The organism is Ekhidna sp. (assembly GCF_039960695.1).
Lineage (GTDB): Bacteria > Bacteroidota > Bacteroidia > Cytophagales > Cyclobacteriaceae > Ekhidna.
Window position 1 is genome coordinate 24,936 of sequence record NZ_JBDVKP010000005.1, and the last position, 21,330, is coordinate 46,265.

A 21,330-nucleotide genomic window follows, 5' to 3' on the forward strand; every position below is an offset into this window, starting at 1 on the left:
ACGGTAACGGGAGAATAGTGCCCAGAACATATCTCAGAAATGATATTCATGCGATTCTTAAAATATCGTAATGAAACAGATAAAGAAAAACTAACAATCAAAAAATGAATCGAAATAGTGAAAAATATATTCTCACTGAAAATCTGGAGTGGGAGGAACTTGGTGAAGGCGTATCTCGGAAATTTTTGGGATTTGACAATCAGATTATGATGGTGAAGGTGAAATTTAAAAAAGGAGCAGTTGGCTCTCCTCATCATCACTTCCATACCCAAACCACCTATTGTGCAGCTGGAAAGTTTGAGTTTGAGATTGATGGTGAGAAACAAATAGTAAAAGCAGGTGATGGGGTCTATATACAACCAAATTTGGTTCATAGTGCTTTATGCCTGAAAGAGGGAATATTGATAGATGTATTTAGTCCGGTTCGGGAAGATTTTCTTGACGGATCAGGCGTATCCTATTTCGGAACTAAAAAGTAAAAACTATAAACAACCCAACCTATGAAAATCAAAGGACTTAGATGGTGGATAATTGGCCTGGTTTGTCTAGCTACAGTCATCAATTATATTGATAGATCGGCTCTTGCTATTATGTGGCCAGACATTTCCGATGATTTGGGAATGGATAAAAATGATTACGCGCTCATTCTGAATATATTTCTGGTGGCTTATGCTGTCGGACAGTCCATTTCCGGGAAGATGTTCGATAAGATAGGAACCAAGATTGGATTTGTGGTTTCCATCACGGTTTGGGGATTAGCTACGTCATTGCATGCGTTCGCCAGGGGCGTCTTTTCATTTAGTTTTTTTAGGATTCTTTTAGGACTTGGAGAAGCAGGAAACTGGCCTGGAGCAGTAAAGAGCAATGCAGAATGGTTTCCAACCAAAGAACGAGCACTGGCTCAGGGAATTTTTAACTCTGGCGCAGCTATGGGATCCATCATAGCACCACCACTTATTGCAATAGTTTGGGTGGCAATTGGCTGGGAGATGACATTTGTGTTGCTTGGCATCCTTGGCATCTTATGGGTCATTCCCTGGTTAATTTTTAATAAGGCGTTACCCTCAAAGCATTCCTGGATTACGGATGAAGAAAGAGAATACATCATGTCAGGTATGCAGCAAAAGGAAGAAGAGTCTACTAAACCTGGGTTGAGCATGATTGCCATTCTCTCGCGTCGTGAATCATGGGCAGTATTGGCCTCCCGGTTTTTTGTTGAACCTATCTGGTGGCTGTTTGTAGGTTGGATGCCGATTTATCTGGCAGATGTGTACGGGTTCAATGTAAAAGAAATTGGGTTGATGGCGTGGGTACCATATGTAGGCGCCGCAGTTGGTAGTCTATCGGGAGGATATTACTCAGGTAGACTGATGATCAAAGGCGCTTCTATAGACAAAGCCAGGAAGCAAACAATTCTGGTTGGTTGTGTCATCATGTTCATTGGGTTGATAGCAACCATTTTAGCAGGCGACACTCCCATCAAGTTTGTTGGGATTGTGGCGTTCGTCCTCTTTGGTTTCCAATTTGTAATATCAAATATTCAAACGATACCAAGTGATCTGTTTAGTGGAAAGTCAGTAGGCTCTCTCGCAGGACTCGGAGGAACGGTGGGTATATTTTCGGTTATCATTATGAACTTCCTGGTTCCTGTGATTACTGATCATTATTCCTATACGCCCATCTTTATAATGATCGCAGTTTTTGTTCCGCTGGGGTACTTATCAATCAACTATTTCGCAAAAGAAATTAAACAAATAGACTAGATCTAAAATTTTAAAAAACATTTAAAAAAAATGGGAAACAAATCTGAAAATAAAATAGCCATAGTAACTGGAGCAACCGGAGGTATAGGTTTTGAAGTGGCAAAGAGACTTGGGAAGGATGGTTACACTGTTGTATTAAATGGCATTGAAGATGAGGAAGGTGCTAAGCGCGTCGAAGAACTTTCAAAGGAGAACATTTCTGCCGAATACCGGGGATTCGACGTTACCGAAGACGAGGCGGTAACCTCAAATATTAAAGAAATTGGTGAAAAATATGGAAGAATCGATGTACTGGTAAATAATGCTGGAGGTTTAGGTGGTAGATCGAGATTTGAAGAAATGTCCACTGAGTTTTATAGAAATGTAATGGCGCTCAATCTTGATTCTGTATTCTTTGCCTCGAGAGCAGCTATTCCATTCCTTAAGAATGGTGAGCATCCATCCATTATCAATTACACTTCTAATGCAGGATGGAACGCAGGCGGACCCGGAGCTGGGATTTATGGAACTTCGAAAGCGGGTGTACATGCTATTACACGAGCCTTGGCTAAAGATTTGGCAGAATACGGAATCAGGGTGAACGCAGTTTCGCCTGGAACTATTGACACACCATTTCACGCACAAATTAAATCGACCAAGCCGGAAGTGTTTGCCTCGTGGAAGAATAACATTCTTTTAGGAAGGCTCGGGCAGCCCCAAGAAGTAGCATCTGTAGTGTCCTTCCTGGCAAGCAAGGACGCATCATTTGTAACAGCCGAAACCATACAGGTAGGCGGAGGTCAAGCTTTAGGAATTTAACAGTAAATCGTGATAATGAAACTAAAAGGTAAAGTTGCAGTAGTAACTGGAGGAGCTCGTGATATTGGACGAGTCATTTGTATCAAATTGGCACAGGAAGGAGCCAAGGTAGTGATCAACTATTTTGGAAGTGATAAAGACAGTGAGGCCACGCTTGTGGCCATTAAAGAAGCAGGAGGAGAGGCAATCACAGTTAAAGCAGATATTACCAAACAAGAGGATATTGATAATATGATTGCTAAGTCGAAGGAGGCATTTGGTGGTCAGGTAGATGTCCTGGTAAATAACGCCGGAGGTCTTTTTGCAAGAAAAACCATTGAGGAAATTGATGAAGACTTCTACAACCTGGTTATGGACGTGAATTTCAAGGGAACTGTGTTTGTGACCAAGGCATTTAAGCCACTAATGAGAGAAGGCGCATCCATCATCAATTTAGCTTCTCAAGCCGGACGTGACGGAGGAGGAGGTGGTTCTGCAATTTATGCTTCATCTAAAGGAGCTGTGATGGCATTAACTCGCAATTGGGCCAAAGAATTTGGACCCCAAGGCATTCGAATAAATGCGATCTGTCCGGGCATGATTGCCACAAAGTTTCATGATGATTTTACTAAGGATGAAGTAAGAAAGAATGTAGCCAATGCTACGCCATTGCGAAGAGAGGGGAAAGCGGAAGAAGTGGCGGACCTTGTCGCTTACTTGGCAGGACCTGAATCTTCATTTATGACAGGCAATTGTGTGGATATTAATGGCGGACTTGCCTTTTCTTAAGAATAGTTAAGTCACTTTAAAAAGGGAGTGAGAAAGGCCAGCTTGTTTAATTAGACTAAAAATGAAAACAAAAAAAATCACATTAATACCAGGGATTCTAATACTCTGCGTGCTTTCAACCTTGTTTGGTTGCTCTGGAAAAACGAAAAAAGCGAATGAAAAAGAAGCTTCAAAAACAACGTATGCCAGTGATATTATTCCATTTTTCGACCATTGGAATTTAATTTTAGGAGATGGTTCGAACGCTGGACAAGCCATTGATTTTCAGCATAAAGATTTCTTTTATTCGATAAATGATGATAAAGGAAGTTGGGTAGTATTCAAAGCTCCAAATTCCGGTGATACACACGGAACTTCAAACAACACCAGAACAGAATTGGCTCAATTGAAAAAATGGTCCGCAATGACCGACGCCAAGCTAGCAGCTACGCTTAAAGTGATGAATGTTTCGACATCTGGTGATCCTCGAGTTGCGGCTTCTTACTCAGTAGTGGTTGGTCAGATTCATAGCGCAGACGGGCATGAAAATGAACCGTTGAAGATATTCTACAAAAAGTTTCCCGGACATACAAAAGGCTCGGTTTTCTGGCATTATGAAATCAATACCAAAGGCGATGATAATTCCAAAAGATGGGATTTTTCAACAGCAGTTTGGGGATCTGACTTTTCTGTAGTGAGTGTGGAAGAAAACACATTTCCGCAAGAACCCAAGGATGGGATTGAGTTAGGTGAAGAGTTTAGCTATACAATAGAAGTGAAAGATGGAAAGATGTTCCTGACGTTTTCAAGTGAGGGGCATGAAACGAAAACATTCACAAAGAACCTGATCGAATCAGCGTATCAGAGGTCAGCCGATATTCCTGAGCAAACTCAGAACCTATTTGTTCCAATTGGACAAGACGGGGTGGAACGAGAAAATGCTTACGCAGATGAAGGCCTTTTTTTTAAGCTTGGATCTTACAATCAAACAAATGGTAAATCTCGGGAAGTAAATCCAATATGGTGTTCAGGCGCAGAAATTTATGAGGGAGATATTCAAAAACAGTATGAAACCGGGAATTATGCTGAAGTTTGGTTCAAAGAAGCAACCATACTAGTAAGTGATGCCGCCGTGTCTAACGAAGGCTATTTCATCAAGAATGATTAACAAGAAATGAAAAAGCTAATAGGTCCATTTATTCTTATTACAATAGGCTTTAGTTTGAGTTGTGGAACAAATTCCAACAATAATGCTGATCTCGATGCAAGTCAACCGATTGAAAACATAGCAAAATATCCAAGTGAGGTATTCTCTTTAGATAAATGGAGCCTGATGCTTGGCAATGGAGAAACTCCTGATACCCTTTTGAACTATAAACATACGGATTACTTCTATGCAGCGAACGATGGAGTTGATTGGGTAGTCTTCAAAGCGCCGAACGGCGGAATCACATCTCCAAATTCGCATAATACAAGGACAGAATTTGGCCAAAAGAAACGATGGACTCCTAGGGAGGGCGGTAGGCTAACCGGAACTTTAAAAGTTATGCATGTTTCTACTTCGGGAGACGCACGAATAGCAGCATCTTATTCAGTAGTTGTCGGCCAAATCCATAGCGATGAGGGACATAAAAATGAACCTCTGAAGATCTTTTATAAAAAATTTCCGGGTCACACGAAAGGATCTGTTTTTTGGAACTATGAAATAAATACAGAAGGGGATAATTCTGGAAGATGGGATTATTCAACCGCTGTTTGGGGTCATGACATGTCAGTAATTGGCCCTGATTCAGTTTCATACCCTTCAGAGCCGGAAGATGGGATTGGGTTGAGTGAAGAGTTTAGCTATGAAATCAACGTTTATGAAGGTGTGATGTACCTCACGTTTGAGAGTCAAGGCCACGAATCCAGAACATTCACAAAAAACTTATTGGTGTCTGATTTCCAAAGCAAGGAAGATTTACCCGAGCAAACGGTGAATTTATTTGTGCCCATCGGCCAGGATGGGATTGAGCGAACAAACGCGTATGAAGGAGAATTGCAATTCTTCAAGCAGGGTGCCTATAATCAAACAAATGGAAGAGCTACAGAAACTAATATGGTTTGGAGTACAGGATCAAATACATACAATGGGGACGTGGAACAGCAATATGCTAATGGCAGCTACGTAGAAGTTTGGTTTAAGAAATCATCCTTAGCACATGGAACAGCTCCTAATTAAAATTGAGTTAATGATGAAGAAAGCATTCATTTTACTATTCGTTTTAAGTGTTCTCATTGGATGCCAGCAAAGCAAACCCGGAGCGCGCATGGTTTCAAATGCTGATGAACTTACGGAGGCTATAGCCAATGCCCAGCCTGGTGCCGAGATCATCATGGCAAATGGTGAATGGACTGATATTCAAATTCGTTTTGCAGGTACAGGCACAGATGAAGAACCGATTACGCTCAGAGCTGAAACTCCCGGGCAGGTCATTATTCAAGGTCAATCAAACTTGAAGCTTGGTGGTGAGTACTTGGTTGTGGATGGACTTTACTTTACAAATGGAGCTTCACCTTCTGAATCAGTCATCCAATTTTTCATTAATGACGATACCTTGGCTAACAATTGCCGAGTGACGAATTTTGTGATCAAAAACTTTAATAAATCACAAAGGAACAAGCAAGATTTATGGGTATTGTTTAAGGGAAGAAACAATCAACTGGATCATAGCTATCTGGCTGGAAAATCAAATAGAGGACCGACCATAAGAGTGAATCTGCAAGGAAATGAGAGCATTAAAAATTATCATAAAATCAACAATAATCATTTTGGATTCAGGCCACCGAAAGGAGGCCCTAGCGCAGAAACGATCCAAATTGGGTCAAGCTACACATCAATGACGCCTAGTTATACTTTGGTTGCCGACAACCTTTTTAACAGGTGCAATGGAGAGGTTGAAATCATTTCCAGTAAATCCAATTTCAATGAATTCAGAAACAATGTCTTCTATAAGAGTGAAGGATCCTTGGTTACACGTCATGGAAATTATTGCATCATTGATGGCAACTATTTTATCGGAGATGAAGATTCGCCACATGTAGGCGGTGTGCGGTTAATAGGGACTGGGCATTGGATGACCAACAATTATTTCTATAATCTGAGTGGTGAAATTTTCAGGGCACCGCTTGCGGTTATGAACGGAATACCCCGTTCTTCTATCAATAGATATATCCAGGTCACAGATGTGAATGTAGCTTATAACACATTCGTGAATTGCGTTTCGCCACTACAATTTGGTGTTGGATCCAATGTCGATCAAAAAGATGTTCTTCCCGCGTCAGAAATTCGATCGCTTCCACCTATTCGAACACTTGTTGCGAACAATATAATTTATAATGATCAAGGAGATAGGATTCCAATTTTCAGGCACGATTCCATAGATGGCGTTGATTTTAAGAGCAATGTGATTAATAATCAGGGGGTTGCTTTTAGAGGTGTTGAAGGGCTCGAGGTAAAAGAATTTTCGCTTGCTGAAATAGAGAAAAACGTTTGGGTACCTTCCACTGATTTGAGTGAAGTTAAGGTTTATAATGGGTTTGAGTTTGACCGGATTGATAAAGACATCTTTGGCAATTATAGGTCAGCAAATAACTCCATCGGTGCTGCTATTTCAAAGAGTAGCCAGAGCTCAAACATCATGGACTTATCTAAATATGGGCCTGATTGGTATAATCCTTCACCAGCAGAAGTTGATGCCGAAATCCACATTGTTGGGAACTCCGATGAGTTAAATGCGGCAATTGAAAAGGCGAAAGATGGAGACGTTATCGAATTAGCATCAGATCTCTACATGATCGATCTGTCACTTAAAATTGACAAAAGGCTGACGATTCAGTCCGCTGATTCCGTAAACAAATCAACCATTTTATTTACAGGAGGTGCACAGACTCCCGCTTTCGAAATGAACCCTAAAGGAGATCTTACTTTAAGAGCAGTAAGGCTGGAAGGGAACAAAGAAAACCACGCATTTGCCAGCCTGAAAGAAAACATGTCAAGCCTATACAACCTGACAATATTGGATTCGGAGATCTTGAATTTTGATTATGTTCTCAAAGCACATAAATATTCATTTGCCGAGTACATCAAATTCCAATCAACAATCATAACGAATTGCAACAATGGATTTGAACTCTCTGGCGAAGACGATGACCGAGGAGATTATAATGCAGAAAACATTTATATTATTGATAGTCAATTCGATGGAGTCAGAAAGAATGTGATTAACTATTACCGTGGTGGATACGATGAGTCGACGGTGGGAGGGAATCTTGTGGTAAAAGGATGCACTTTCACTAACAGTGGTGAAGGTGAAGAAAATGGCACTTTGCTAAATACCTACGGAATTATCAATGTAGACATTTCGGAAAATACATTCAGGAATAACAAAGTGAAATTAATTACAAGGTTGTGGGGTGCCAAGAATAATAGCGCATCAAATAATACAATTGTGAATTCCGGCAAAATTATTTCTGAAAAGAACCTGCCACTAAAACTTATATACTAGAAATTAAGACCAAATAAATGGAGAAGAAAGTTGTAACATTTGGCGAAATTCTTTTAAGGCTCTCGACTAAGAATGCTGAATTATTTCAGCAATCAAATGAGCTGCAAACACATTACGGAGGATCTGAAGCCAACGTAGCAGTGAGCCTTTCCAGAATGGGGATTTCAGCATCCATTGTTTCAGCGGTACCTGATAATGAAATTGCTGAAGGAGCTTTATCTACCTTCCGAAAGCATGGAGTGAATACTAGAGAAATCCTAAAAACAGAAGAAGGTAGGTTAGGCCTTTATTTTTTGGAGCAAGGTGCGGCGGTTAGAGGGAGCAAGGTGATTTATGATAGAGGAGGATCCAGTTTTGCGCTTTTGAAGAAAGGTTCACTTGATTGGAGAAACTTGCTAAAGGGAAGCTCTTGGTTTCATATTTCAGGGATCTCCCCTGCTGTGAGTCAAAGTGCGGCAGAGGCTAGCATTGAAGCAACTTCAATTGCCAAGGAGATGGGCCTAAAGGTTTCAGTTGATCTAAATTTCAGAAATCAACTTTGGAAATATGGTGTAAAACCAGATGAAGTGATGCCGGAAATAGTAAAGCATGCTGACGTTTTATTAGGAGATCCGTCATCAATAAATGTCATGCTCGGCACCTCAATACCTACCAAACCTTTCTATGCATCAGCCGATGATTTATTGCCATCCTATAAAGTCTTAAAAGGAGAATTTCCAAACCTTGAACACATAGCAATGACCCTCCGGACAGTAAAGTCCACGAACCATAACTTAATCGGGGGTGCACTTTTTCACGATGGAAACATGTATGACGCCAAAACGGTTGATGTCACCTCGATTGTCGAACGTATTGGTGGAGGTGATGCATTCATGGCAGGGTTGATTTATGGATTAATCACAGAAAAGAATCTTGATTATACAATCAATTATGCCGCCATAGCATCGGTACTGAAAATGACCATTTCTGGCGATTTCAATTTCTTCACCAGCGATGAAATAGAGTCATATATGCAAGGCGATATGCAAGGAAAACTTAAAAGATAACTATGCAACTGACTAAAGAAGAACTTTTGGATAGAGTGAAAGAATCGCCCATGATCCCGGTTTTCAACCATCAGGATGAGGATGTGGCTGTAGAGGTGGTTCGTGCTTGTTATCAGGGAGGTGCTCGACTTTTTGAATTTACCAATAGGAGCAGCGAAGCAATCCACGTTTTTGAACATATCCTAAGTCAACAAAGCGAATATCCAGAAATGATTATTGGAGTTGGCACCATCTTGACAGTAAATGAATGCAGATCTTACCATGAGGCGGGTGCGTCATTCATCGTTTCTCCAATTGTCGATAAAGAAGTTGCTGACTATTGCAATAACCATCAGATAGCATGGGTGCCTGGATGTGGTACACTGACTGAGCTGATTACTGCTGAACGATACGGGGCAGGATTGCTAAAAGTCTTCCCAGCAGATGTTCTAGGTCCACAATTTATAAAAGGGGCATTGGGCCCATGTAGCCATTTAAAATTGATGCCTACAGGTGGTGTATCACCCAACAAAGAAAACCTTAAAAGTTGGTTTGATGCAGGTGTTGTTTGCGTCGGAATGGGCTCTCAGCTTGTTTCCAAAGAAGTTATTAAAGAGAAAGATTTTGATAGTTTGGCTCAACTTGTTAAACACACTTTCAAACTAATCGAGGAGATAAAGTCATAATGGAAATAGCAATCATAGCTCACGATGGCAAAAAAGCCGAGATGGTTCAGTTTTTACTCGATCATAAATCTGTGTTGAGTACTGCCAACCTTACTTCTACGGGCACGACTGGATTGCATGCAGAAAAAGCTGGACTTAAAGTGAATAAATTATTGTCAGGACCATTAGGAGGAGATGCCCAAATTGCCGCATTAACTGCAGAAAAGAAAATTGATGCAGTGGTCTTTTTTAGAGATCCACTAGATAAACATCCACACGAACCGGATGTGCAGATGCTACTGAGAATATGCGATGTACATGATATTCCCCTTGCCACTAATCCCGCTACCGCCAGACTTATCTTAAAAGCATTGGGATCTATCAAGTAGGAAACTTATGGAGTAAGAATCTTAAACATGTCTAAATGAAGATTATGAAAAAAATTCTAAAATTCTTGCTCTCATTCGGTCCTGGCATTTTCGCCATAGGTTACACAATAGGAACCGGAAGTGTTACCTCCATGATTGTGGCCGGCAATGATTTCGGGATGGAGCTACTGTGGGTTTTATTTTTCAGCTGTCTTTTCTCTGGAGTGCTTATTTATGTTTCAGGAACATACTACCTCTTTACTGGTGAGACAGCACTTTTTGCTATTAGAAAGCACTTGCCTTTGGGTAGGCTACTTGCGATAGCCATTATCATTACAGTTGGTGTTGGTCAGTGGAATTCTTTGATAGGTATTTTGGGCATTACCTCTAATGTCATTTTTGAAATTCTTGTTATCAATTTCCCAGGTCTTTCTGGAAATAAATATTGGGTTGTACTTGGGCTGGCCTTTTTGATCATAGGTATATTTTACACGCTTTTGATAAAAGGTAACTACTCTATTTTCGAAAAGGTCTTGGCCCTTTTTGTTTCCATGATGGGATTATCTTTCGTTTTTACGCTCTTTTTTGTTTTCCCCCTACCTTCGGAAATTATCATGGGACTTGTTCCTAAAATTCCGAATGTTGAAGGTGCGGGGATACTCATTGCAGCATTTGTTGGGACTACCATGGCTGCCGCTACTTTTTTATCAAGACCGCTATTTATTCAAGGTAAAGGTTGGACAAAAGAAGATTATAAGATTCAAAAAAACGATTCGATCGTTGCGGCACTCCTTATCTTCTTTATCAGCGGGTCAATCATGGCGGTAGCCAGCGGAAGCCTTTTTGGGCAGGGAAATGAAATCACACATGTATTGGATATGTCAGCAGCGTTAAAACCTGCCGCCGGAAAATTTGCTGTAAGTGTATTCTTTGCCGGGACATTGAGTGCTGGTTTATCTTCAATCTTTCCGTGCTTGATGATTGTCCCATTGATGCTTGGAGATTTTAATTCTGGAAAATTGGATGTTAAGTCTCAGCGTTTCAAGATCATTACCGGAGTGGCCAGTATTCTAGCTTTGAGTGTTCCAGTATTTGGGTTTAATCCTATTAAGGGTCAAATTTTCACTCAGGTGATAAATGTTTTCGGACTACCTCTGGTAGTGGCTTGCTTTCTTGTATTGTGGAATCGAAAAGAAGCAGGATTGCTGGATAAACGGCTTTGGACCAACATAATATTGATTGCTGCTTTGTTGTTTTCGTTAGTAATCATGGTAAATGGATTAATAGACATCTTTAGATAGGTATCCCCATGACAGTTGAATTGGAAAAGAAAATAGTTTTCGTGATGGGTGTCAGCGGTGTAGGGAAAACCTCCGTTGGCCGCCAGCTTGCAAGCGAATTATCTATGACGTTTATAGATGCGGATGATTATCATCCTCCAGCCAATATTGAAAAGATGAGACAGGCAATTCCTTTGAATGACATTGATAGACAGCCATGGTTGGGTAAGCTTAATGAATTAGCAAAAAATCATATTAAAAGCGGATGTGTTATGGCGTGCTCTGCTCTCAAACAGGCATATCGATCACAACTAATCCAATCTATTGAGACGGAGGTAACTTGGGTTTATCTAAAAGGAGATTATGATCAAATTTTGGATCGCATGAAAAACAGGAAAGATCATTTTATGGATTCTGTAATGTTAAAGTCACAATTTGAGGCACTTGAAGAACCTGAAAATGCGATAAAAATAGATATCAAAGAATCGATTGATGGAATTGTTCAGAAAATAAAATCACAGTTAAAATGAAGGCCGAAATAGGAGTTATTGGTTTGGGTGTAATGGGCAAGAGCTTAAGCCGCAACCTAGCCAGGAATGGATTTAACATAGCTATCTATAACCGCCATGTAGACGGTATCGAAGAGAATGTGGCTAGGAATTGTCAAAGAGACTATGCAGAGTTGGAAAATGCTCAGCCGTTTGATGATTTGAAAGATTTTGTTCAGTCAATGTCTTCGCCCAGAAAAATCATTTTGATGGTCAACGCAGGACCAGCTGTGGATGCAGTATTAAATGATTTAGGTAATCTTCTTGAGTCAGGTGATGTAATAATAGATGGAGGTAATTCGCATTTTGAAGACACTAACCGACGAATTGATTCCATGAAAATTAAAGGATTGGACTTTATAGGATCTGGGATTTCCGGTGGTGAAGAAGGAGCATTAAAAGGACCATCTATCATGCCATCGGGAGAGAAAGAAGCTTATTCAAAAGTAAAGAAGTACCTGGAATCTATATCAGCAAAAGATGCGGATGGCAATCCATGTTGCACCTATATAGGAAGCAATGGCAGTGGTCACTTTGTCAAAATGATTCATAATGGAATTGAGTATGCCGATATGCAATTGCTAGCCGAATGTTACTCAATACTGAAAGGCCAGAACCTATCCAATGATGAGATTGCTGATGTATTTGAATCCTGGTGCAGCGACCTAGGCAGTTACCTTCTTGGGATTACAGTAGATATTTTGCGGGAAAAAGAAGGTGATGAGTACGTTTTGGACCAAATTCTCGACAAAGCAGGAAATAAGGGAACCGGTTCATGGGCGACCATTGCGATTGCGAACTCTGGAGAACCAGCGACAATGATACCAGCAGCACTTTTTGCCAGGTATCTTTCTTTTTTTAAGGAGCTCAGAGAAAGTGCAGCAAAAGCATTTTCAACACAGCATAATACCAATGAAATTGAAATCAGACAAGTAAAAGAAGCCTATCAGTTTAGCAGGATTGTCAATCACCATCAAGGGTTTTCGATAATCAAGCAGGTATCAAATCAAAATGATTGGAACATCAACTTAAGTGAAATTGCCAGAATATGGACAGCAGGATGTATTATCAAATCGGATTTCATGAAGGAATTGGTTCACTACTTAAAAGCTAACGACTCCATTTTATTAAACGATAGTCTTAATCAAACGATCAGGAAGACCCATTCATCCATTCAATCACTGATTACAGCTTGCATCAAAAATGAGATTCATATTCCTTGTTTCTTTGCTGCATTGGATTTTTTCCATGGCATTAAAACTTTCAATTCTTCCGCAAACCTTATTCAAGCTCAGCGGGATTACTTTGGTGCACATACCTATCAAAGACGAGATGATCCAACCGGAAAGGCACATCATACTGAGTGGACTAATATTTGAAGTTGAGATGTGGTTTTCCTTCTTTTAAGATTAGTTTCGAATTGCTCACACGGCTTTATTTAGCGGCCTCATCGATCACAAGTATTCCAGCGAAGGATGAAACACCCACATGCGCATTGAAAAATTCACACGAGAGCTTTACTCAAACTTCAACCTCTCACCATTCTTCGTTCCTTTAAAAAAGCCATTAGTTGTAAGAAACAGCACTTCACCATACCGTCCTTTTTTGATGCTCGAATCCACACCAAACACCTTATTGGCAAATAGACTTACTACTTCATCATTGGAGCAATGCCCAACCACGAGGTGCTCTGAGTTTGTTCGGTCTAAAACACTATCGATAGCTTGATCTGACAAGTCACCGTAGAAATAACCTCGATACCAGATCGGGCCCGAACTTCCGTAATAGGTCCTATAGAAATCAGAAGCCTTCATCTCTTCCTTACTTCGATCAATTGACTTTCGCATGGTTTCGTTTATCGCTTCAATGTCAAATCCGACACTTGAAATAAAATCATTGGAGATACCGCCGTGCACAAAAACGTGCTTGTTGATTTGAATAACTGTAGGCTTGGATCGCAGCCATCTTCCCAATATCGTATTGTTTCCAAAAAGCTCATCATAATTTTTTTCCAAAAGAGTAGATACGTTTTCATATTTCGCATGTAGATACCTCAGATCTTTATGAAGTACCATGTATTCATGATTGCCGAGTAGAAAGTGCACAAATCCTCCAGCTTCTTTGGCCTGCTTCTCAAGCTTATAAACCAACCATAACACCTCCGTAACCTTCGGTCCTCGATCGAAAATATCTCCGGCTATGACCATATGACCAGTTCCAAAATTCCAATTCAAATTCTCATCAATTATTTGATTGTTTTGAAGGATTTCTACCGCCAGATCATACTGACCATGTATGTCGCTGAGTGCAACTATGTTTTCAACTCCACTGAAAGTTGACTGCTGCGCTATATAGGAGGTATCGTATGAATCAAAGCTCAAGGCCTCGATCAGTACTTTTCCGCCCATGATATTCTTTGAAATCAACTGAGCCTCTTCAATGAAGATATAAGGACCATCGTCAATCGATTCTTCCTGGCCCAAAGCTTCAAAGAAACTGATGGATAATACCACAATAAAAATCTTATTAATCATGCATGTCTTGATTTAGAAGTTCCAATTTCAAATATACAATGTCGAGCGACAGGAGCTGATTTTGCATTTGAAAGTGAGCTTTTTGAAATTTTTTAAAATGAAAAGGGTAACCTTTTTCTTTTTAGGGTATTGAGGGTCAGAATCTATTGAGAATGATCCATGAATCACTAAAATATATTGCAACTGATCTTGACTCACACCTTAAGAAGAAATACAACTCTTCTGAGAGTAAAGTGAGGCTTGCCAATATCCTGGATCAGGATGGATCTATTCCGGAGGCGAATAAGAATAAGGTAATACTATCACTATTGAGCTTGGAGCATGAGGCAGTAACGCAAAACGCAATCAGTGGATTGAATAGCAATTCATCATTTTTTAGAGCCAACCCACCCTTGAGCTTTAATGTGAACATTATGTTTTCGAGCCTTTTTAATCAATATGAAGAGGGCCTAAAGTTTCTGTCAGATACGATCTATTTTTTTCAAGCCAGATCACTTTTCACAGCACAGAATTCACCTAAACTAGACAAGCGGATTTTTCAATTATCTCTCGAAGTGATCAAACTGAATTACAGTGAGACATACAATTTATGGGCGTCATTGGGAGCTAAGTACATCCCATCCATTCCATTCAAGATGAGAATGTTAACCTTTCAGAACGATGAAATTACTCAGAAATCTGTCAGAATTAAAGATCAGGGAGTGGAGGCCCTTCCTTCATGAAAAGTCAGCAGTATCGACTCCTTGCGGAAGTGACCTTGCTTCATAACTATTTCGAAGACGGATTTTTTAGAGACATTCGCATTGTTCCAGATAAAGTCACTCAAACTTTTATGTGGAATGCGGGCCTCTTGTTCCGACTAACAGATACCGGCTTCTGCGTCTTCTATACAAGTCCATTTGATGTAGACTATTTAAAAGAAATCACGGGATTTTTCAATAATCAGTTGCTCCGCTTTCAGTTGTTTGGCGAGTCAGCAGATTTTATGAATTACACGGATGCTCCGCTGGGCAGGCTGGTTGTCTACAAGTATAATAATAGGGACACGAAGGAATCTGAGCAAACGCATTTGTTGCTTCCGAAGTTGGAGCAAAGGCTTTATTCACAGAGCCCTTTAGGTGAAGTAGCCCTTTACCTGAGTGAGTTTCTGGATAGTGACAATATCGTAACTAAGGATTACATGATCATGTTTTCCGCTCGAAGTGCACGCTGGAAATATTATGTGATGAATGTAGAAGAAGCGGAAGCTGACAGATTAATGATACAAGACCCGGCTGGTAATCCATTTCAAGGCCCAGTGAGAAAAGAAATGCCGGGAGGTAAATCAACCTTTGAATTTAGCTCTGGGCAGGTAGTTTTCCCCTTTTAAGAGAGACCTCAGTCGTTTTGTTCTTTAAAGAAAAAGTCTTTGGTGGTATCCGCAGAAGTGGATGATCCAAGCCAAGACGAAATGTTGGTGCAAAATCTTCCTGTACCATCACCACAAGCAATTACAACTATTGAAACTGATGAGAATGAGCAAGTGCCATGCGCTTCAGTGTATATCTATTTATGAATAAAAATTTAAAAAAATAAAAATTATGTCCGTATCTCCATTAGCATCACAAACCCCAGGCGTTTATATAGATGAAGTAAATGCCTTTCCAAATTCGGTAGTAGAAGTAGCTACCGCCATTCCTGCATTTATAGGATATACACCTCGGGCGTCCTATGAAGGAAAATCCTATGACAATCAAGCCGTGAAGATCACCTCATTCAATGAATTCAAGGCCTTCTTTTTAAACCCTAATCAACCTGCTCCTGCTCCACCAGCATCTCAATATGCGCCGGAGTACTATGTGACAAAGCAAAAAAAGAAGCCAGAGAAGGGGAAGTCGTACGAAATCAATGGAGATATCTATACCATAGAGCCGGATCCCGGTACCATATATTATTTATACAATAGCGTGCGACTGTTTTACGAAAATGGTGGAGGAACCGCTTATATCGTTTCAGTAGGATCGTATGGAGATCCAACGAAAGCACCAATAAATCCAGGAGATAATATCATCAATCCGAATGTTAAGCTATCGGACTTGCTTGGAGGGCTCGCAAAGTTGAAGCAAGTGCCTGATGCTACCATGTATATCGCACCAGAAGGGACACTTCTTTCCGTTGCTGAAAACAGCACGCTTATGGAAGAGATGCTTCTGCAAAGCGGAGATTTAGGAACCACCGTTTCTATTTTTGATATCATCGGAGGGCACGAGCCAGATCCTATTCTATACACACAGGACATTCAAAATTTCAGAAATAGTACAGGCAATAACTCACTCAAGTATGGTGTTTCTTACTATCCATTTCTCATCACCACGGTTACTGAAGCTGACGAAATAGGCTACGTAAATATCAATGGTGGTGATGCAGGAAGTCTGGCAGATATTGTAAACCCACCGGCAAGCCCCAATCCTGCCGCGGAACAAATCTTAGGAAACATTAAAAGTCCGCCAGCCGGGATGACCCCAAGCCGGTTAAATGAAGCATTGATGCTCGCTAGCAAACCCTACAAACAAATCATGGGGATTATACAGGAGCGAATCAATACGCTTCCACCAAGCGGAGCAATGGCAGGAGTTTACACACAGGTCGATAATACCAAAGGTGTATGGAATGCGCCAGCCAATGTGACGCCATTAGGGGCTGTAGGACTCACATTAAATATCAATGATTCAATGCAGGCAGGATTAAATGTAGATGCCGTTAGCGGAAAGTCCGTGAATTGCATTCGTTTTTTCAACGGCCAGGGAATCTTGGTTTGGGGCGCTCGTACACTTGAAGGCAACAGTCAGGACTGGAGATATATCAACGTCAGACGTACGGTCACCATGATCGAGCAATCCGTAAAGCTAGCTGCAAGAACTTATGTATTTGCTCCGAATGATGCCAATACCTGGGTTTCCGTAAAAAGTATGATCGAAAACTTCCTGACTAACATTTGGAAGGAAGGTGCACTACAGGGAGCCAAGGCTGAAGACGCATTTAATGTAGCGGTTGGGCTTGGCACTACCATGACTGCAGAAGACATCCTTAACGGAAACATGAAAGTTGCAGTGAAGTTGGCGGTGACACATCCCGCGGAATTTATCATCATCGAGGTAGAGCAGGAAATGGCTAAATCTTAATTAAAACAAATTTTAAAATCTAAAAAAATACAATTATGGCTGTAGATGGAAGTAAGGAAAATAATGTTTGGCCAATGCCAAAATTTAGGTTCTCTGTTGATTGGGGAACCATCAAGCAAAACATTGCTTTTCAGGAAGTTTCAGGATTAGAAGCTGAAACTCAAATCATAGAATATAGAGCTAGCAATAGCACAGTATTTAGCACAGTGAAAATGCCTGGAATTGCTAAATATGGAAATGTAACTATGAAGCGTGGCGTCTTTGTGAAGGACAACAGCTTCTGGAGCTGGTACAATCAGATTAAGATGAATACCATCAAGCGACAATCAGTTGTAATCAAGCTGCTTGATGAAAATGGTAAGCCAACCATGACATGGACATTAAAGAATGCGTGGCCTACCAAAATAACAGGAACCGACTTGAAATCAGATGGTAATGAAGTAGCTGTAGATACCATTGAGATCGCCCATGAAGGATTAACAATCGCTAATTCATAATAATGGCCAAGAAAACTACATATTATCCACCTCCGTCTTTTTTCTTCCGGCTGTCTTTCAGCGGAATATCTGGACAATCTGATGCAGGTTTTCAAGAAGCCTCCGGATTGACTAGTGAGATCGGAGTTGAAGAGGTAGTGTGTGGAGGTGAGAATCGATTCAAGTACAGGCTCCCTAAACAAGCCAAGTATGGGAATCTTGTTCTTAAGCGAGGATTGGTTACAGCCAATTCACAATTAGCTAAGTGGTGCGAGGATACACTTAGCTCTGATTTCACGACTACTATTCAGCCTAAGTCAATCATGCTATTTCTGTTAGGAGCAGATAACAAGCCATTGATGACGTGGAGTTTTGTGAATGCATACCCAGTAAAATGGGCATTGTCAGATTTTAAATCCCAGGAAAACGCATTGAGTATTGAGTCACTTGAATTTGCCTATAACTCATTTAAAAAAGTATAGAAATGCCAGTTGAAATAAAGGAACTTATTATCCGGACAAATATCGTCTCTGAAACAGGTCTGAAAGACCGGTCACCAGAAGGTGTAATATCCAAAAAACAAATGCGAAACATCGTGGACGACTGTGTAAATCAGGTTATGAAAGCCATAGAAAGGAAAGACGAAAGATAATGGGAGTGGCTAAACTTCAACAGATGACCGTAGTAGGCTACAAAGATGAAAACTTTAGTAGCAAAGTAGGAGCGTATACTGCTATGCTCAACCCTGAAACCTATTCACAAAATTTTGATGTTCAATACAATGTAGAACAGGGGCAGGGAACACCTGATGCGACCATTAAATATGAGAAATCTACTCCTTCCACTGTCAATTTTGATTTGGTATTTGATGCGACTGGAGTCGTAAATAGCAAGCGCACCAATCTGCAAAGTGAGATTTCAAAGTTCAAGAAAGTAGTTTACGACTACAATGGGAATATCCACAGTCCTAACTATTTAAAACTGATTTGGGGTAAGGCAATGCTGTACAAATGCAGACTGACAAGCCTTAAAATAAACTATACACTTTTCAAACCAGATGGCTCTCCCCTTCGAGCCAAGCTATCTACTAGTTTCAAAGAATTTCAAACACCATCGGCGGCTCTTGATAAGAACTCCCCGGATATGACACATGTGAAGAGAGTAGTTTCAGGAGACTTACTGCCTTCATTGGTCTATGATGTTTATCGTGACGAAAGCCAAATACTGAATGTGGCAAAGTACAATCAACTCGATTCTATTTTGCATCTAGACCCAGGTATGAAACTCTACTTTCCTCCTTTAAAAAAATAATGATATGCTAGCTTCACCTGTCACACAGAAAACAAACTTGGTTTCCTATGAGGTGCTTGCCGGAGGAAGTCCGATCAAGGATACATACAATGTCATTTCAATCTCGATTACTAAAAATGTTAATCGCATATCTGGATGTGAAATTGTCTTACTGGACGGGAGCGTAACCGAAGAAGATTTTCCAATAAGCGATTCAGAGACTTTCCTCCCGGGTGCTGAAATAGAGGTGAAGCTTGGGTATGATGAAAGCAATGAATCCGTATTTAAAGGAGTTGTACTTCGTCAAGGTCTAAGAGTGCAAAGTGGCCAGGGGCCAATTATTGAAGTTATATGCAAGGATGAGGCCATCAAAATGACCATTGGTCGCAAGAATGCTTACTTCAAAGAGACTACAGATAGCGATCTTATAAAGAAAATAATAGGCACCTATGGTGGACTTAGCGCAGATGTAGACAGCACAACAGGAGAGCTTCCTGAAGTGGTCCAGTACTATGCTACTGACTGGGATTTTGTGCTCTCACGTGCAGAATTCAATGGAATGGTGGTGATAAACGATGCAGGTAAACTATCGATAAAGGATCCTAATAATGAGTCAGATGCCGTAGTAGAGGTTACCTACGGAGTAGATATATTAGGATTTGAGGCTAAGCTCGACGCTACCAATCAATTCAAGTCTATCAAATGCAATGCCTGGGACTTGAAAAATCAAAAAATAGTCACTGGCCAGTCAGCTACTTCAAACTACGAACAAGGTAATGTAGCTAGCAGCTCACTGACAGATGTTATTGGAATAAGCGACTATGAGTTACAAACTACTGCACCACTGGACGAAGGAAGTCTTAATACCTGGGCTAAAGCACAGGCGACTAAGTCTAAATTTTCCAAAATACTTGGTGACCTCAGTTTTCAGGGGAATGCCACACTTCTACCTGGAAAGCTCATTGATATTCAAGGAATGGGCAAAAGATTCAACGGGAAGGCCTTTGTTTCGGGCGTAAGGCACAGCCTTAGAAATGGAAATTGGACTACAGAGGTTTCCACAGGAATGGCTGCTGAATGGTTTTCTTCAAGAGTAGATCTACAAGCTCCATTAGCTTCGGGCCAACTTCCTGGAATTCAAGGACTGCAAAATGGAACAGTAAAACAGATAAATGAAGATCCCGATGGTGAGTTCAGAGTTCTGGTAGATGTCCCAATCATCAAAGAAGGTGGAGATGGTATCTGGGCCAGGCTATCCAACTTTTACGCTACCAATACCGCAGGATCATTCTTTTATCCTGAGGTTGGAGATGAAGTGGTCCTGGGGTTCTTGAATGAAGATCCACGATATCCCATTATCCTCGGCTCGCTATACAACAGCAACAGCAAGGTAGCTCCATTTACTCCAGACGAAACGAACAGTAAAAAAGCCATTGTCACGAAGAATCAATTGAAGCTGATATTCGACGATGAAAATAAGATTACAACCATCATAACACCAGCCAAAAATCAAATGATATGGAGCGATCAAGATGAAAGTATCACCATTCAAGATCAGAATGAAAATTCAATTGTAATGGATTCTTCAGGAATCACTATAAAGAGTGCTTCCAATATGACATTGCAAGCTGCAGAGGCTATTTCAATCAAAGCAGGAACCACACTTTCAGCGGAAGCTGGTGAATCAGCAACCATTCAAAGTGCGAGTGTGACACTTCAGGCTGAAGAAGAGGCCCAGGTGCAAGGCGGAATGACAACAATGGTCTCTGGTGGTGAGGAGGTAACAATTAGTGGAGCAATGGTAATGATTAATTAAAAATGTAAAAATATGCCCCCAGCAGCACGAATAACAGATTTTCACGAATGTCCCATGCAGACTCCTGCACCGGTACCCATTCCGCATTTTGGTGGCCCGATTGTAGGGCCGGGCGCACCTACCGTCTTGATTGATGGTCTGCCAGCATCAGTGATGGGAGACGAGCTGATTTGCGTAGGCCCACCAGATGTGATAGTAAAGGGAAGTGCTACAGTGATGATTGAGGGACGGCCAGCAGCACGAATGGGTGATGAAACAGCTCATGGAGGCACCATTATGATAGGAGCACCAAATGTAGAAATAGGAGGATAA

Annotated in this window: 24 protein-coding genes; 23 read left to right on the forward strand and 1 reads right to left on the reverse strand. The window is 40.8% G+C overall.

Annotation, left to right across the window (positions count from 1 at the left end; genetic code table 11):
* The first annotated feature begins 104 nt into the window (after positions 1–104).
* The 13 genes from ABJG98_RS03665 to gndA all read left to right on the forward strand — a co-directional run bounded on the left by ABJG98_RS03665 (position 105) and on the right by gndA (position 13,120).
* A complete protein-coding gene (locus tag ABJG98_RS03665) occupies positions 105–479 on the forward strand; it encodes a cupin domain-containing protein (protein ID WP_348278119.1) in 375 nt (124 codons plus the stop codon).
* Between the two features lie 21 nt (positions 480–500).
* Entirely contained in the window at positions 501–1,763 is a 1,263-nt protein-coding gene (locus tag ABJG98_RS03670; RefSeq protein ID WP_348278120.1) for an MFS transporter, read from the forward strand.
* Between the two features lie 30 nt (positions 1,764–1,793).
* Entirely contained in the window at positions 1,794–2,561 is a 768-nt protein-coding gene (locus tag ABJG98_RS03675; RefSeq protein WP_348278121.1) for an SDR family NAD(P)-dependent oxidoreductase, read from the forward strand.
* Between the two features lie 15 nt (positions 2,562–2,576).
* Entirely contained in the window at positions 2,577–3,329 is a 753-nt protein-coding gene (locus ABJG98_RS03680; protein ID WP_348278122.1) for a glucose 1-dehydrogenase, read from the forward strand.
* A 61-nt stretch (positions 3,330–3,390) separates the two neighbouring features.
* Positions 3,391–4,476 carry a polysaccharide lyase family 7 protein gene (locus tag ABJG98_RS03685; protein ID WP_348278123.1) on the forward strand — a complete coding sequence of 362 codons (1,086 nt, stop codon included), beginning with the start codon at positions 3,391–3,393 and terminating at the stop codon, positions 4,474–4,476.
* A gap of 6 nt (positions 4,477–4,482) precedes the next feature.
* Positions 4,483–5,529, forward strand: coding sequence for a polysaccharide lyase family 7 protein (locus ABJG98_RS03690; protein WP_348278124.1), 1,047 nt, complete (start codon positions 4,483–4,485; stop codon positions 5,527–5,529).
* On the forward strand, positions 5,510–7,855 hold the full coding sequence (locus ABJG98_RS03695) for a chondroitinase-B domain-containing protein (RefSeq protein ID WP_348278125.1): 2,346 nt from the start codon (positions 5,510–5,512) through the stop codon (positions 7,853–7,855). The genes ABJG98_RS03690 and ABJG98_RS03695 overlap by 20 nt, the downstream gene beginning before the upstream one ends.
* Positions 7,856–7,872: 17 nt before the next feature.
* Positions 7,873–8,901, forward strand: a complete 1,029-nt coding sequence (locus tag ABJG98_RS03700; protein WP_348278126.1) for a sugar kinase — start codon at positions 7,873–7,875, stop codon at positions 8,899–8,901.
* Positions 8,902–8,903: 2 nt separating this feature from the next.
* Positions 8,904–9,566 (forward strand): bifunctional 4-hydroxy-2-oxoglutarate aldolase/2-dehydro-3-deoxy-phosphogluconate aldolase, encoded by a 663-nt coding sequence (eda, locus tag ABJG98_RS03705; RefSeq protein WP_348278127.1) that lies wholly within the window; start codon positions 8,904–8,906, stop codon positions 9,564–9,566.
* Positions 9,566–9,934, forward strand: coding sequence for a methylglyoxal synthase (locus ABJG98_RS03710; RefSeq protein ID WP_348278128.1), 369 nt, complete (start codon positions 9,566–9,568; stop codon positions 9,932–9,934). The genes eda and ABJG98_RS03710 overlap by 1 nt, the downstream gene beginning before the upstream one ends.
* Positions 9,935–9,978: 44 nt before the next feature.
* Positions 9,979–11,214, forward strand: a complete 1,236-nt coding sequence (locus ABJG98_RS03715) for a divalent metal cation transporter (protein WP_348278129.1) — start codon at positions 9,979–9,981, stop codon at positions 11,212–11,214.
* Positions 11,215–11,222: 8 nt separating this feature from the next.
* Positions 11,223–11,723 (forward strand): gluconokinase, encoded by a 501-nt coding sequence (locus ABJG98_RS03720; RefSeq protein ID WP_348278130.1) that lies wholly within the window; start codon positions 11,223–11,225, stop codon positions 11,721–11,723.
* Positions 11,720–13,120, forward strand: a complete 1,401-nt coding sequence (gene gndA / locus ABJG98_RS03725; RefSeq protein ID WP_348278131.1) for an NADP-dependent phosphogluconate dehydrogenase — start codon at positions 11,720–11,722, stop codon at positions 13,118–13,120. Before ABJG98_RS03720 ends, gndA begins: the two co-directional genes overlap by 4 nt.
* 138 nt (positions 13,121–13,258) lie before the next feature.
* Here gndA and ABJG98_RS03730 read toward each other — a convergent pair whose 3' ends face one another.
* Positions 13,259–14,275: a metallophosphoesterase gene (locus tag ABJG98_RS03730; protein ID WP_348278132.1), complete on the reverse strand. Its 1,017-nt coding sequence runs from the start codon at positions 14,273–14,275 to the stop codon at positions 13,259–13,261.
* Between the two features lie 152 nt (positions 14,276–14,427).
* Here ABJG98_RS03730 and ABJG98_RS03735 point away from each other — a divergent pair, with 152 nt between their 5' ends.
* Genes ABJG98_RS03735 through ABJG98_RS03780 form a run of 10 tightly spaced genes read left to right on the forward strand, consistent with a single transcriptional unit; the run spans position 14,428 to position 21,330 of the window.
* Positions 14,428–14,997, forward strand: a complete 570-nt coding sequence (locus ABJG98_RS03735; RefSeq protein ID WP_348278133.1) for a Pvc16 family protein — start codon at positions 14,428–14,430, stop codon at positions 14,995–14,997.
* Positions 14,994–15,644 (forward strand): hypothetical protein, encoded by a 651-nt coding sequence (locus tag ABJG98_RS03740; RefSeq protein ID WP_348278134.1) that lies wholly within the window; start codon positions 14,994–14,996, stop codon positions 15,642–15,644. Before ABJG98_RS03735 ends, ABJG98_RS03740 begins: the two co-directional genes overlap by 4 nt.
* A gap of 39 nt (positions 15,645–15,683) precedes the next feature.
* Positions 15,684–15,830: a hypothetical protein gene (locus tag ABJG98_RS03745; RefSeq protein WP_348278135.1), complete on the forward strand. Its 147-nt coding sequence runs from the start codon at positions 15,684–15,686 to the stop codon at positions 15,828–15,830.
* Positions 15,831–15,855: 25 nt separating this feature from the next.
* A complete protein-coding gene (locus ABJG98_RS03750) occupies positions 15,856–17,436 on the forward strand; it encodes a phage tail sheath C-terminal domain-containing protein (protein ID WP_348278136.1) in 1,581 nt (526 codons plus the stop codon).
* 35 nt (positions 17,437–17,471) lie between these two features.
* The gene (locus ABJG98_RS03755; RefSeq protein WP_348278137.1) at positions 17,472–17,933 is read left to right on the forward strand and encodes a phage tail protein; all 462 of its coding nucleotides are present in this window, start codon (positions 17,472–17,474) and stop codon (positions 17,931–17,933) included.
* A 2-nt stretch (positions 17,934–17,935) separates the two neighbouring features.
* Positions 17,936–18,394, forward strand: a complete 459-nt coding sequence (locus ABJG98_RS03760) for a phage tail protein (RefSeq protein ID WP_348278138.1) — start codon at positions 17,936–17,938, stop codon at positions 18,392–18,394.
* A gap of 2 nt (positions 18,395–18,396) precedes the next feature.
* The gene (locus ABJG98_RS03765; RefSeq protein ID WP_348278139.1) at positions 18,397–18,564 is read left to right on the forward strand and encodes a DUF5908 family protein; all 168 of its coding nucleotides are present in this window, start codon (positions 18,397–18,399) and stop codon (positions 18,562–18,564) included.
* A 5-nt stretch (positions 18,565–18,569) separates the two neighbouring features.
* Positions 18,570–19,223 (forward strand): LysM peptidoglycan-binding domain-containing protein, encoded by a 654-nt coding sequence (locus ABJG98_RS03770; protein WP_348278140.1) that lies wholly within the window; start codon positions 18,570–18,572, stop codon positions 19,221–19,223.
* 4 nt (positions 19,224–19,227) lie between these two features.
* The gene (gene vgrG / locus ABJG98_RS03775) at positions 19,228–21,018 is read left to right on the forward strand and encodes a type VI secretion system tip protein VgrG (protein WP_348278141.1); all 1,791 of its coding nucleotides are present in this window, start codon (positions 19,228–19,230) and stop codon (positions 21,016–21,018) included.
* 12 nt (positions 21,019–21,030) lie between these two features.
* Positions 21,031–21,330 carry a PAAR domain-containing protein gene (locus ABJG98_RS03780; RefSeq protein ID WP_348278142.1) on the forward strand — a complete coding sequence of 100 codons (300 nt, stop codon included), beginning with the start codon at positions 21,031–21,033 and terminating at the stop codon, positions 21,328–21,330.

Bases quoted from the DNA above. Each gene is read 5' to 3' on its own strand.
- ABJG98_RS03740 (WP_348278134.1), top strand. From the start codon at position 14,994: ATGAAAAGTCAGCAGTATCGACTCCTTGCGGAAGTGACCTTGCTTCAT.
- vgrG (WP_348278141.1), top strand. From the start codon at position 19,228: ATGCTAGCTTCACCTGTCACACAGAAAACAAACTTGGTTTCCTATGAG.
- ABJG98_RS03750 (WP_348278136.1), top strand. From the start codon at position 15,856: ATGTCCGTATCTCCATTAGCATCACAAACCCCAGGCGTTTATATAGAT.
- ABJG98_RS03685 (WP_348278123.1), top strand. From the start codon at position 3,391: ATGAAAACAAAAAAAATCACATTAATACCAGGGATTCTAATACTCTGC.
- ABJG98_RS03690 (WP_348278124.1), top strand. From the start codon at position 4,483: ATGAAAAAGCTAATAGGTCCATTTATTCTTATTACAATAGGCTTTAGT.
- ABJG98_RS03665 (WP_348278119.1), top strand. From the start codon at position 105: ATGAATCGAAATAGTGAAAAATATATTCTCACTGAAAATCTGGAGTGG.
- eda (WP_348278127.1), top strand. From the start codon at position 8,904: ATGCAACTGACTAAAGAAGAACTTTTGGATAGAGTGAAAGAATCGCCC.
- ABJG98_RS03710 (WP_348278128.1), top strand. From the start codon at position 9,566: ATGGAAATAGCAATCATAGCTCACGATGGCAAAAAAGCCGAGATGGTT.
- ABJG98_RS03780 (WP_348278142.1), top strand. From the start codon at position 21,031: ATGCCCCCAGCAGCACGAATAACAGATTTTCACGAATGTCCCATGCAG.
- ABJG98_RS03730 (WP_348278132.1), bottom strand. From the start codon at position 14,275: ATGATTAATAAGATTTTTATTGTGGTATTATCCATCAGTTTCTTTGAA.
- ABJG98_RS03695 (WP_348278125.1), top strand. From the start codon at position 5,510: ATGGAACAGCTCCTAATTAAAATTGAGTTAATGATGAAGAAAGCATTC.
- ABJG98_RS03760 (WP_348278138.1), top strand. From the start codon at position 17,936: ATGGCCAAGAAAACTACATATTATCCACCTCCGTCTTTTTTCTTCCGG.
- ABJG98_RS03680 (WP_348278122.1), top strand. From the start codon at position 2,577: ATGAAACTAAAAGGTAAAGTTGCAGTAGTAACTGGAGGAGCTCGTGAT.
- gndA (WP_348278131.1), top strand. From the start codon at position 11,720: ATGAAGGCCGAAATAGGAGTTATTGGTTTGGGTGTAATGGGCAAGAGC.
- ABJG98_RS03755 (WP_348278137.1), top strand. From the start codon at position 17,472: ATGGCTGTAGATGGAAGTAAGGAAAATAATGTTTGGCCAATGCCAAAA.
- ABJG98_RS03700 (WP_348278126.1), top strand. From the start codon at position 7,873: ATGGAGAAGAAAGTTGTAACATTTGGCGAAATTCTTTTAAGGCTCTCG.
- ABJG98_RS03735 (WP_348278133.1), top strand. From the start codon at position 14,428: ATGATCCATGAATCACTAAAATATATTGCAACTGATCTTGACTCACAC.
- ABJG98_RS03715 (WP_348278129.1), top strand. From the start codon at position 9,979: ATGAAAAAAATTCTAAAATTCTTGCTCTCATTCGGTCCTGGCATTTTC.
- ABJG98_RS03765 (WP_348278139.1), top strand. From the start codon at position 18,397: ATGCCAGTTGAAATAAAGGAACTTATTATCCGGACAAATATCGTCTCT.
- ABJG98_RS03675 (WP_348278121.1), top strand. From the start codon at position 1,794: ATGGGAAACAAATCTGAAAATAAAATAGCCATAGTAACTGGAGCAACC.
- ABJG98_RS03720 (WP_348278130.1), top strand. From the start codon at position 11,223: ATGACAGTTGAATTGGAAAAGAAAATAGTTTTCGTGATGGGTGTCAGC.
- ABJG98_RS03670 (WP_348278120.1), top strand. From the start codon at position 501: ATGAAAATCAAAGGACTTAGATGGTGGATAATTGGCCTGGTTTGTCTA.